Raw genomic sequence first — 12,255 nt, 5'->3', positions numbered from 1 at the left:
ATGAAGACCAGGCTGATCAATGAAGAAGCTATGACCCGCATCCTCAACGAGCTGGATGGGTGGCAGGGAAAGATGACGTGGCCACTTGTTGGTGAAATGATAGCCAAACAAATTGGTGTAAGGAGTATCTCCAGACATACGCTATTGAGCTACCCGCAGCTTGTTGAAGCATTCCGTGCTAGAAAAGCTGAATTGAAATCTTCAAAGGCGACCAAGGCCGGAGAGACCGTAGATCATACCCTTGAAGCGGCATTATTAGAAATAGAAAAACTCGAGGCAAAAGTCGCTCGCTTGCAGCGGGAACGGGATCTGTACGTCGAGCAGTTCGCACGCTGGCAATACAACCTTTACAGGATGCCCGGTGTGAACATGGTTACTCTGAATGAACAGCTGAACAAACCGCTTCCCAAAACCAACAGAGCAAAAAGGTAGTCAGTGCCATATGACCAAAGCAGGTAAGAAATCGGGAGCGGATTTGGCATTGGAATATGCCGAACGCTTTGCTCTTTGGATTGAGGAACGTGAGCTGCAAAACGATTTCCTGGACTATGTTAGATCAGGAAAGCTAAACCGAACTGAAGTCGCAAAAGAATTGGGTTTTAGCCGTAGCGTTTTTGCACAAAATCCTGAAGTCAATGCGCTTATGAAGAATTGCGACGACAAATGGGGATCTGTCGTATCCGATGGACGACAATCCAAGACCGCACGAGAAGAAAGTGCCGCACGCGAACGCGCCATAAGCAAGCTTAAGCGTTCTGAAACATCCAATAGTCGCCTGCTAGATCGGATCGCGATGTTGGAGGAAGAAAATCGACAACTTAAACTCCGTTTGAGTGAGATGGACAAGTTTGCTGCCGCTAAGAGAGCTTTTGACGATGCCAACGAAACGTTCGCAAGGAGTTTGAAATGAATTGGGATTTCATAGACCTTCTCATTAGAGATCTTGAGAGTTCAAAGCAGACAAAGCCGATAACTTTCAGCGTCAAGCATGGCATTCCCGAAGAACTTAAGGGCAGTCGCGGTGTTTACATAATCAAGCAGGTCAAGGGGGAACCTCAGGCAGCCTTTAACGAGTACAATGTTTATCGTGAAAACAATGAGAATTTAAACTGCCCGCCTCTCAACCAGAAACCTAACCATATTCTGTACGTAGGCAGACATAAGGACGATATTCGCAAACGTCTGGCAGAACATCTGGTAAAAGCATCGGATACAACCAGCGCTCTTCGTCTAAATGAATGGGGCACGGCCGATTACGAAATCGATGTTTACTTGTTCCCAGACATCAACCCCAACCTATTACAAATCATCGAAGCGTGTTTTGCAGAGCAGATGCAGCCTGCCTTTGGTCAACACGGTAAGATCTAGGTTACTAAGTGCTTGTCCAAATTCATAAAGCGCGACTGAACGGCCTTCTAAGCGCCAAGAGGCTGTCTGATGAGGGTTTCATCATCCACTCATCAAAGGGCCTCTCTGTTCGTTTCCCACGGGCCGTCAAAGACGTAGCAACGCCAGGAAATGTTTGGCGCATCAGCGGCCCCCAAAATGAGGCTAGTTTCGAAGTAAATGGCTACACCGTCACGGAAGATCGGATCGACGTCGACGAAGCCGAATTGATAAAGCCCAACACGAGCCTAATCGAAACGTGGCTTCAGAAGAACATTGACGGCATCGGTGAAGTTAAAGCTGGGCGACTTGCACGGAATCCAAACCTTCTAGATCTTATCGAGAACGAAGATTTCGATGCACTTCTAGACCTTGGCATACCCAGCAATGCTGCCCGCCAAATTTTGAAGACGTTTCCCAGAGACGAAATGCTTGAAGCGATCAATTGGCTGGCAGAGAAAAACTTTCCAGCCAGAATAGCTCACAGCCTCTCTGGTATGTGGAAAGACAAAACTGTCGAATACCTGGAAGCTGATCCCTTTGTATTGCTTCAGTTTGGAGTACCGTTCAACAAATGTTGTGAAGTTGCTGAAAGCATAGGAATATCCAGAACCAGCAACGTTTATCAAGCTGCTCAAGTAAGGGATATTGTCCAGAAATACACGCGGAAGACTGGCTCGACGGCAATACCTGTTTCAACATTTCACGCTGAGGCAAACCGGAGGAGGCTTAATCCTCAAGCCATTCTAAAATCAGCTGCTGATCGTAGAGTGTTGGCCCAAACACCGGCAGGACTCCAATTGGAAGGTCCGTTTTTGTTGGAACACTTCGTCGCTCATACGTTGAAGTCGGCATTCAACCGGCCCAATGGCGCAGGATCACTTCTGGCTGGCTGGGAAACGGCACTTTCTGACCGAGAGATTTCTGTCTTTTTGACTAGGTTCGAAGCTGGCATTTCTTTCGAACTGACTAGCGAGCAGCGACAGGCGGTTATCGGAGCGGTTAAGTCGAAAGTTTGCGCTATGTCGGGCGGTGCAGGCACAGGTAAGACGACCATTCTGAATGCCGTACTCTCCATTATCGACAAAGTCAGTTTGGGTTCCGAAGTAGTTCAGCTAGCGCTCTCAGGTCGAGCGGCTTCCAGAATGTCAGAGGCGACCAATCGGCCCGCACATACTATCTCAAAGTATATTATCGAACTGAAGAGAATGGCGCCAGAGCGACGACCTGATCAACTGATAGTCGTTATCGATGAAGCAAGCATGGTCGACATTGTCTCCATGTACAATCTGATGTCACTCCTCCCCAGCGCCACGCGGTACATTTTCGTCGGTGACGTCGAGCAATTGCCGCCAGTTGGCATGGGCCTCGTTTTTCACGCAATTATGGAATCTGACATCCCGAGATTTCATTTAAGAGCGGTAAAGAGGCAGGGAGAAGATAGCGGCATACATAGATTTGCCACCGCCGTCCGCAACTCGGAGACCACTTGTCGGCTACCAACCTTCGCAGAATCACCAAAAGCAGATTGCGTTATCCTTGGGACCACGGATCCCACCACTATCAAAGAACTTTTTGAGAATTTGGGTGGTCGCGACGACTGCATCGTTTTGTGTCCAACCGACATGGGAATTGATGGAGTCACAAACATCAACAAGGTGATCCAAGCCGGTTACGGGAGTTGCCGAAGGGGCATCCAATACCCTGACGAAGACGGAAACTTACAGCACTTTGTCACCGACAAAGGGAGCCGGCTACATGAAGGCGATGCTATACTCGTCACCAAAAACGACTACGCGCTTGGCCTCAGAAACGGTTTCCTGGGGACAATTTCAAGAGCCTACGATGAGCCACTAGACGGCAGCCACGGTCTAGCAATAATTGACGGGGATGAAATCCAACTGACAGATGAAGTCATTTCTAAACTGGAACTTGGGTTTGCGATAACGATCCACAAAAGCCAAGGATCCCAGTGGGAAAATGTCATTCTGGCCCTTCCTGCATCTCGCGCAGTCGAAAGGATGCTGGACAAGACATTACTGTATACTGGGGCAACCCGAGCACGGCAAAACCTTGTTGTATGCTGTCCTGATCAGGAGATCATTCAGCGTGCTATTGAACGTGGGTCACTTGCCAGCACGCGAACTGTGAACTTGCTTAACCATTTTTGAGCGGGAACCAAGAAAAAACGGCGAGGATTCCCCTCGCCGCTTTCAACGTTCACGGCCATCGGGATCCCTCCCTGTTCCGCAAGAAACCGATAGCAGTAAAGGGCACTTCGGTCAAAGAAAAACTAATTAAATCAGCATTTTCAATGTTCTGAAAATATCCTGGGGGAGGCGACGGAGGCGACGGGGGCAAAGCCCCTTTTCTTATGTTTATCTTTTGTTTTGTCCCCTTGCCTCAACATCATGACATATCACCAATGGCAGTTCTGCACAGAGACGGACTTTGCAAAGTTCAGTAAGACGACCTTGGTTTTTTGATAAGCATCTAGAACCCTTCCTCAAATGTTTCGTGCGCGAATACCCAAAATGCAACTAAAGCGGGATTGAATTCCATAGTCCATCGGATAGATTGCAGCTCGGATAGTAGAAAAGCATTTTTTGGGTAGATAGAATATGACAGCCAATTCTAAGCAAGTATCCCTTTGGCGACGTTGGGACCTCCATCTCCATACTCCTGAAACCAAGTTGGCAAACGATTAAAAAACCAAAGATGGGGACGCATGGGATACCTACTTGGACGCCCTCGAAGACTCGGATGTTCAGGTCTTTGGTCTCACTGACTATTTTTGCTGCGAAAACTACTTCCTTGCCGTCGAGAAGTACCATGAGCGTTTCCCAGATGGGAAAAAGGTGTTCTTTCCTAATATTGAACTCCGTCTTTCTGATGCTATCGGAAAAGAAGGCAACAGCCCTGACATGCATGTTGTTTTTGACAACAATTCGGACGTTTGCCCCCAGGAAAAGATTGCGGCATTTCTTCAAAATCTCAAAACTCATCTCACTGATGGAAACGGTGTCGAAGTTTCCTGTGCTGATCTCGCCTCCAAGGGAAATTACGATCAGGCAACAGTGAGCCTCAAAGGTATTCGGGACGCACTGACAAAGACCTTTGGTGACGCGAAACCCTATCTCCTGATATTTCCTGCAAAGAATGACGGGATGAAGTCGCAGGATACGGGTTCACCGCGAAAAATCAGCATTGCTGAAGAAATCGATAAGACAGCGCATGGCTTCTTTGGTGGCAGCGACAGCACCGGGTATTTCTTGGATGCCGAGCGATACGAAGAAGGCGAGGCAAAGAAAAAGCCCGTTTTTGATGCTAGTGATGCTCACAGCTTTGATGACCTAGAGCGTCTCAGCGGAGATGTCACCGGCTTTGAAGCGACCTGGATCAAGGCGAACCCCAGCTTTGAAGGCCTAAAGCAAACGCTCTTTGAGCCAGAAGCTCGGGTGTTTATCGGAGAGAAACCTCCTGTTTTGCAGCGGAGGAGCTCAGAGGCAACGAAGTTCATTGATCATTTGAGAATAGAAAAAGTTCCGACCTACGGAAACGAGAATGGATTGTGGTTCAAGAAGGTCGATGTTCCGCTCAATCCCGAGCTCACAGCTGTCATTGGGAACAAAGGAAGTGGAAAAAGCGCTCTAGCCGACATTCTCGGACTTCTAGGAGATTCCCGAGCAGAAGATAGCTTTTCGTTCCTTGCAAATTCTCGCGGAAACAAAAAATTCAAACAGCGAGGATACGCAGAAAACTTCGATGCAACGCTCACTTGGGCGGATGGAAATTCAGTTTCAAAGAACCTCAGCGAGGGCGTTCGGTTCACAGACCCTGAAAAGGTTAAATACCTCCCTCAGAACTACTTTGAAACGCTGACCAATGAGATTCAAGAAGTTCGCCAGTTTCAGACCGAGATCGAAAACGTTGTGTTTTCACATGTTGAGGAGACCGACCGTCTAAACCAGAGCAGCTTCAAGGAACTCGAAGAGCTCAAAACCCAAGAGAGCCGAGACAAGGTTAGCGACCTAAAACAGAAGCTTCGTGAGCTACATCATCGGCTGGACGAACTAAAGAGCCGCAGTCAGCCAGAATTCAAGGACACACTGCAAAGGGAGCTTGAAAAGCTCAAGACCGAATTCAAAGCGCTAGAAGCCTCCACACCGGCTGAGGTCCAAAAGCCTTCAGAAGAAAGCCCCAAACAGCAAGCTATCAGCAGGGAGATAGAAGCGTTTAGCGCGTTGCTTGTTGAACTTGAGGCGCGAAGAAAGGAACTGACCGGGCAACTTGCAAATGCGAAAGAGCGCTCAGAAAAGCTCAAGCGCGTCACCATTAAGCTCACTGAACTAAGGGTTTATGTCCAAAGCGAAAAAGAGAGTATCGTTGCCCTTTGCAAGGAACTTGGTCTCAACGCAGATGAAATCATCACTCTCAGCTTCGACACCTCATCGCTCATTCAGCTTAACAGTTCGATCAAGGGTGAAATCGCTGCACTTTCGGTAGACAGTAAGCTTCAGTTCCCCGAGGACCAAGGGTTTGGGAAAGCGAGTGACTACGACAGCATCCCTGACGTTAACTCGGTGATGGAGGCGCTGAAACAGAAGATTTCCTCCTTCAGAGAACAACTGAGTGCTCCCGGTAAGCGGTATCAGTCCTATCTCCACAAGATAGCTGAGCTCGAAAAGCAAAAGACTACTCTTCTCGGGGATGAGGAGCAGCCCGCCCCCAAAACGATCCGTCATACGAAAAACCAGATCGCATACATTGAGGAAGAGCTCGAAACTGAGATTTCAGCGCTAGAGACTGAGCGGAAGGCCATTTCGAAGAGCATTTTTAGGGCAAAAGAATTGGTTCTCTCATTCTACACTGAGCTCAAGCAAAGCGTCGAGGACAAGCTAAGCATCTTTAAGGAAGACAATTTCCATGTGAGCCTTGAAGCATCCTTTGTCCTTACTTCCAACTTTTCCGACCTGTTTTTCGAGTATATCAGCAAGGCGGTTCGGGGGCCATTCCAGGCAGATGGTGAAAAGGCCCTTCGAGAATTCGTATCCGAAGTGGACTGGGGGGATTTTGAGTCAGTCTACAGTTTTTGCGAGACGGTCCTCCAAAAAGTCGAGGAACATGACGTTGCCAAGCAAATCAGGCAAAACAAAACGGGCAAGGAATTCTGTGACTTCCTGTTTTCACTCGATTTCATAGAAACGATGTACGAACTTCGGCTTGGAAACAAAAACCTCACTCAACTCTCACCGGGAGAGAAAGGTCTTCTTCTACTTGTATTCTATCTCCATTTGGACATGGAAAACACGCCTCTCATTATCGATCAGGCTGAAGACAACCTAGATAACGACAGTATCTTCTCTGTCCTTGCCAAGTGTATCCGTACCGCAAAAAAGAACCGCCAGGTCGTACTCGTGACACACAATCCCAACCTGGCTGTCGGGGCGGACGCCGAACAGATCATCTATGTGCAGCTACAAAAGCACAAGAACTACAAGTTTTCTTACGAATCTGGTGCTATCGAAGAACCTCGAACCAATGCAAATGTAGTGAAAGTTCTTGAAGGAACGAAACCCGCTTTCGTACAGCGACGGCTCAAGTACCAAATCTAGTGATAATCTCGCCAAAGTCGGCTAAGGCCGACCCTTGCTCGTGTGAAAAGCGGATAGGTCTTCACCGCTAACAACAATCCTTCGGGTGGCAAGTTGAGAAGTAGCATTGCGCAAAACAAGTGTAGGTTTGCGAGCAAAAAAACACCGATGACCCAAAGCCAACCAAACTGATTTGGCCACCGGAATATATAGATTAGGTTTGATTGCAGTAAAAAGGCCGCGTGAACTCTATGGCTAGCCCCAACTGAAAATGGGGAGATTACCCTCCCAGAAAGTTTATTTGCTTTGGGTTCTTAGGTTGAATGCTTGGGTCGGAGAGTGAATGCTACAAGTTGAGAGCAGACTCAAAACAGCAGACAAATCTAGACCGCTAGATAACGCAACGAGGACGAGCAATGAACGCCATTGAAATCGAAGAAGCCATTTCAGAATTGGCCGAGCAACCCTTTGATGCGGATGAGTTTCCATATCAGTTCATTCAGTCATTTGGAGCCAAGAAGGCCACTTTAGACCGCCTTCGGAAAGGTGACACCAACAAGTCGGACCAAGGGGGCGTCCTACAGCGTAACAACGTCCATATTGCGACGTGCCCCCATGGAAGGGTCACAGAGACGCTCACAGCCCTTCAAAACAGCTCTGCGACACAAAAGGGCAAGGTAAAGTTTGTCGTCGTCACTGATGGAGCAGATTTTCAGTCCGCTGATTTGACCAGTGGCGAAGTTGTCGCCTGTGAATACAAAGACTTCCCCGATCATTTCGGATTCTTCCTACCCCTTGCCGGTATCAGCACAGTTAAACAGATCCGCGAAAGTGCCTTTGATATTCGGGCGACCAGTCGCCTGAACCGGCTGTATGTAGAACTGCTAAAGCACAACCCTGATTGGGGCACCAACGAACGCCGATCAGAAATGAACCATTTTATGGCTCGTCTGATTTTCTGCTTTTTTGCTGAAGACACTGAGATCTTCAGTGGAGAAAACTTGTTCACTGACACTATTACAAAGATGAGTACTTCAGATTCATCGAACACACATGAGATCATCAGCACCCTCTTCGAGGCGATGAACACCAAGAACAATGCCAGCCTTCCACGGTGGGCTCAGGTGTTCCCATATGTGAATGGTGGTCTCTTCTCGGGCAGCACTGATGTGCCTGTGTTCAGTAAGATTGCACGTTCGTACCTGATGCATATCGGGTCTTTGGATTGGACCAAGATCAATCCAGATATCTTTGGATCCATGATCCAGGCTGTGGCCGATGATGAAGAGCGTGGGTCCTTGGGGATGCACTACACCTCTGTTCCCAATATCCTGAAGGTTCTAAACCCGCTGTTTTTGGATGACCTACGAACCAGGCTGGAAGAGGCCGGTGACAATCGTGCAAAGCTCAAAAACCTTCGTGATCGCATGGCCAAAATCCGGGTGTTTGACCCTGCTTGCGGATCGGGAAACTTCTTGGTCATTGCTTACAAAGAAATACGTGTCCTTGAGTTTGAGATCAACAAACGTCGTGGCGAAGACGATGCCCGCACCGAGATAAAGCTGACCAATTTTCGCGGGATCGAGCTACGGGAGTTTCCGGCCGAGATTGCACGCCTTGCCCTGATCATTGCCGAGTTCCAATGCGATCAACTGTACCGTGGTCAGAAAGAAGCCTTGGCCGAATTCCTACCATTGAATGCGATGAACTGGATCACGTGCGGCAATGCCTTGCGTTTGGATTGGTTGAGTGTCTGCCCTCCAACAGGGGCAAAGGTGAAACTCAAAGGGGATGACCTATTCAACACACCATTGGATCAGGCTGAGATCGATTTCGAGAATGAAGGAGGGGAAACCTATATCTGCGGAAATCCCCCTTATGTGGGCAGTTCAAAGCAGACTGAATCGCAAAAATCTGATGTAAGAAATGTTTTTGAAACCCATACAAAAACGTGGCGGTCATTAGACCTAGTAGCATGCTGGTTTAAACTCGCAGCGGATTTTCTGAATCATTCCACAGGTGCGTTTGCATTTGTTAGCACCAATTCTATTTGTCAAGGTGAGCAAGTACCAATTGTTTGGCCTATACTTTATGAAGCCGGAGTTGACATTAACTTTGCTCGAACGTCGTTTAAGTGGGCAAATCTGGCCAGCAAAAATGCTGGAGTGACAGTGGTGATCGTGGGGCTATCACCCCTGCCATCGACCAGCAAAACTCTGTTTCATGAGGACAAGTCTGGAGAAACAAGTGTTCAAGTTGTTTCCAGCATTAACGCTTACCTAATTTCTGGACCCAAAATCATCGTAAAGCCCCTGACCAATGCGCTAGATAAAAGAGGGTTCATGATACGAGGCAATATGCCTACAGACGGTGGTCATTTACTTCTGAATTCGGATGAAAAGTCTCTCCTTTTGGCTTCATCAAGCAAGGCCGAAAAATTTGTCAAAAAATTCATCGGCGCTCAAGAGTTGATTAGAGGGCTGTCGCGCTTTTGCATTTGGATCGAGGATGAGGATTTAGTTGACGCCCTTACTATACCAGACATCGAAAATCGCATCGAGAGCGTTCGAAAAATGCGGCTTGACAGCAAGGCTAGTTCGACACGAGACTATGCAAAGTACGCGCATAAGTTTCGGCAAATCCAAGGTATAAGCAAAGAGAATTGCGTCGTGGTGCCTCGTGTTAGTTCAGAGAACCGAGAGTATCTTCCGGTCGGCTTCTATGACGAAAGTACTATCGTTGGGGATAGAAACTTTACCATGTGCGATACGGAAATCTGGAACCTGTCACTGGTTGCATCAAGACTGCACTGGGTATGGATCGGGGCAGTTTGCGTTCGAATGAGAACCGACTTTTCCTACTCCAACACACTCGGCTGGAACACATTCCCCGTCCCCAAACTCACCCAGAAAAACAAAGATGACCTAACCCGCTGTGCTGAGGATATCCTGCTGGCCCGCGAGGCGCATTTTCCGGCAACTATTGCTGAGCTCTATGACCCTGAAAAAATGCCAGACAACCTGCGTGCCGCCCATGACCGCAACGACGAAGTCCTGGAGCGCATCTACATCGGCCGCCGTTTCCGCAATGATACCGAACGGCTGGAAAAGCTGTTCGACCTCTACACAAAGATGACAACCAAGGTGGGGGCCGCATGAACGAGTTTAACCGCCTTACGATTGTCGCCGCAGTCGAAGTTGTGGCAGCGTCGCATTCAAATGACGACATGAAAGTTTTAGAAGTTCAGTGGGACTTAGAGCAGTATGGAGTTGCTACCACTAGTAAGAACGCCCGTGTCAGTAGTTGGGCAAAAATTGCTCTGACACATAACCCAGTTGTCTGGACAGAAAACGGTCAAATGAACTTGCAACGAGGGCTCGTTGAGTTGGCTTTGCTCGCACCGGATCACGTGGGTTATGACCAGACATGGCATAAGTTTGTCGCAGGACTTCGTTTCGATGGATTTGTCATAACGGACCAAAAAAAACCAGATCCATCAGGGCGCCCATCTTTGTTTGAAGATGCCCCGAGACAAGTTACCGTGAGAGCTTTGAAACGAATGCTACCTGAGGGCATTGAAGGCCTAGACAATCGGGAAGCCGATAATGAATTGGAAGCCTTGCTGAAAAAGCATGGATTTGCCACGGCGCAAGAGCATCTAAGGCAGGCAGTTAGTGCCTTTCAACGCGGAGACTGGGAGGCATCAAACGCCCAATTGCGTAGTTTTTTCGAAAGCTATTTGAATGAGATCGCTGACAGGTTGGGTTATCAGGGTAAGGACGAAACCACACTGAAACGAGAGTTTTTGGGAAAGCTCACACCGCCATTTTTATTATCTGACTACAACGAGTGGAATGAAAATTTGCAAAAACCCCAGTTTGTTCAGGGATTGTGGAGTCGGATGCATCCAGCGGGAAGTCATGCAGGATTGTCAGAACAAGAAGACGCGACTTTTAGACTTCAGATTACATTGATTACGGCCAGACTTTTCATCCAGCGTTTCGATCAGCGAAAGATATTACAATGACCCGATTATTTAACATCAGCGGAAACAGCTTGATCGAGGCCAAGCGCAAGGGCTTGGATCTTGAAGAAAAGATTGAAAAATGGGTCTCTGAGGATCTTTCATTGATTGGTGTTGATGGGTTTGTCATAGGACGCCAAATTGCCACCGACCATGGCAAGTACATTGATGTCCTAGCTATGGATGAGAGCGGAAACCTCATCATTGTCGAACTAAAGCGTGACAAAAGCCCAAGAGATATTGTTGCGCAGGTATTGGATTATGCATCCTGGGTATGCCGACTAACCACAAGCGATGTTCATCGCATTTCCCAGAATGTGATGAGTGTTCCCCTATCGACTGCCTATCGTGAAAAATTCGGGGCCAGTCTTCCCCAATCTCTTAATACCTCTCACCAGATGTTTGTGGTGGCGAGCTCGGTAGATGAAGGAACACGTCGAATTATTGAGTACTTGTCCGAAGAACACGATGTCGGAATCAACGCTAGCTTCTTCAACATTTTTGAGGCTGAAGGTCGTGAGTGGCTAACTACTGAAAACTTGCTTGATCAAGAGGAGGTAAAGGATCGATCTGAAAAGAAGGTTCGGGCTCCATGGTCAGGCTATTACTATGTCACTGGTGGCGCAGAGGAAGACCGCCCTTGGGCCGAATTACGGGACTATGGCTTCTTCACGGCTAGTGGTGGTCAGCACTATACAGGAAAACTGGATAAGTTGTCCGTTGGGGACAAAGTATTCTATTACCAAAAGAAAAACGGATACTTGGGATATGGCTTGGTGACGGCAACAAAAACACCGGCCTCAGAATACGAACTACTCGACGGACAAAAGCTCACCGACGCGTTGCCTCGTGACTATCTATTGGGAAGTCAGGAAGATCCTGAAAAATGTGCTTACGTTGTCGGGGTGGAATGGAAATCTACCGTAGATATCAACAATGCCCACACATTCAGTGGAATTTTTTCTAATCAGAATGTTGTGTGTAAAATCCGGCAGCAAGAAACCGTTGATTTCTTGGTCGAGCAATTCGGCGTCGGTGAATAGGGATGAGGTGGGTGGCTTCAGGCATAGACCTTATGAGTAGGAGGGGCGCAATCGCGAGTTCTATTTGGATGAAAAGTCTCAGCCTACTCCCAATTCAAATAGACGCAAAGAACATGATTGTTCGCGGCAAAATACTTTTGTTGGAGCGTTTGAGTGAATGGTCTTCACCTCGCTTCTTACCCATGATTGCAACGATAAATTGCCAAAA

At 47.9% G+C, this 12,255-nt stretch carries 7 protein-coding genes and 1 pseudogene; all 8 read left to right on the top strand.

The window, feature by feature from the left end; all coding sequences use genetic code 11:
• The 8 genes and pseudogenes from PH7735_RS11840 (at position 1) to PH7735_RS11800 (ending at position 12,047) form a co-directional block, all read left to right on the top strand.
• Positions 1–432, top strand: coding sequence for a hypothetical protein (locus tag PH7735_RS11840; protein WP_058311579.1), 432 nt, complete (start codon positions 1–3; stop codon positions 430–432).
• 10 nt (positions 433–442) lie between these two features.
• A complete protein-coding gene (locus PH7735_RS11835) occupies positions 443–910 on the top strand; it encodes a VPA1267 family protein (RefSeq protein ID WP_058311578.1) in 468 nt (155 codons plus the stop codon).
• Positions 907–1,368, top strand: coding sequence for a GIY-YIG nuclease family protein (locus PH7735_RS11830; RefSeq protein ID WP_058311577.1), 462 nt, complete (start codon positions 907–909; stop codon positions 1,366–1,368). Before PH7735_RS11835 ends, PH7735_RS11830 begins: the two co-directional genes overlap by 4 nt.
• Positions 1,369–1,376: 8 nt before the next feature.
• On the top strand, positions 1,377–3,557 hold the full coding sequence (locus tag PH7735_RS11825; RefSeq protein WP_058311576.1) for an AAA family ATPase: 2,181 nt from the start codon (positions 1,377–1,379) through the stop codon (positions 3,555–3,557).
• 561 nt (positions 3,558–4,118) lie between these two features.
• Positions 4,119–7,001, top strand: a pseudogene (locus tag PH7735_RS11815) (TrlF family AAA-like ATPase); the annotation flags it as partial.
• Positions 7,002–7,396: 395 nt separating this feature from the next.
• Positions 7,397–10,138: a class I SAM-dependent DNA methyltransferase gene (locus PH7735_RS11810; RefSeq protein ID WP_058311573.1), complete on the top strand. Its 2,742-nt coding sequence runs from the start codon at positions 7,397–7,399 to the stop codon at positions 10,136–10,138.
• Positions 10,135–11,007 carry a hypothetical protein gene (locus PH7735_RS11805; RefSeq protein WP_058311572.1) on the top strand — a complete coding sequence of 291 codons (873 nt, stop codon included), beginning with the start codon at positions 10,135–10,137 and terminating at the stop codon, positions 11,005–11,007. Before PH7735_RS11810 ends, PH7735_RS11805 begins: the two co-directional genes overlap by 4 nt.
• On the top strand, positions 11,004–12,047 hold the full coding sequence (locus PH7735_RS11800; RefSeq protein ID WP_058311571.1) for a DUF8606 domain-containing protein: 1,044 nt from the start codon (positions 11,004–11,006) through the stop codon (positions 12,045–12,047). Before PH7735_RS11805 ends, PH7735_RS11800 begins: the two co-directional genes overlap by 4 nt.
• Positions 12,048–12,255: the final 208 nt, after the last annotated feature.

The organism is Shimia thalassica (genome assembly GCF_001458215.1).
Taxonomy (GTDB): domain Bacteria; phylum Pseudomonadota; class Alphaproteobacteria; order Rhodobacterales; family Rhodobacteraceae; genus Shimia; species Shimia thalassica.
The sequence above is the reverse complement of the archived record's forward strand: the minus strand, read 5'-3'. Positions and strand labels throughout refer to the sequence as shown.

Bases quoted from the DNA above. Each gene is read 5' to 3' on its own strand.
- PH7735_RS11830 (WP_058311577.1), top strand. From the start codon at position 907: ATGAATTGGGATTTCATAGACCTTCTCATTAGAGATCTTGAGAGTTCA.
- PH7735_RS11805 (WP_058311572.1), top strand. From the start codon at position 10,135: ATGAACGAGTTTAACCGCCTTACGATTGTCGCCGCAGTCGAAGTTGTG.
- PH7735_RS11800 (WP_058311571.1), top strand. From the start codon at position 11,004: ATGACCCGATTATTTAACATCAGCGGAAACAGCTTGATCGAGGCCAAG.
- PH7735_RS11810 (WP_058311573.1), top strand. From the start codon at position 7,397: ATGAACGCCATTGAAATCGAAGAAGCCATTTCAGAATTGGCCGAGCAA.
- PH7735_RS11840 (WP_058311579.1), top strand. From the start codon at position 1: ATGAAGACCAGGCTGATCAATGAAGAAGCTATGACCCGCATCCTCAAC.
- PH7735_RS11835 (WP_058311578.1), top strand. From the start codon at position 443: ATGACCAAAGCAGGTAAGAAATCGGGAGCGGATTTGGCATTGGAATAT.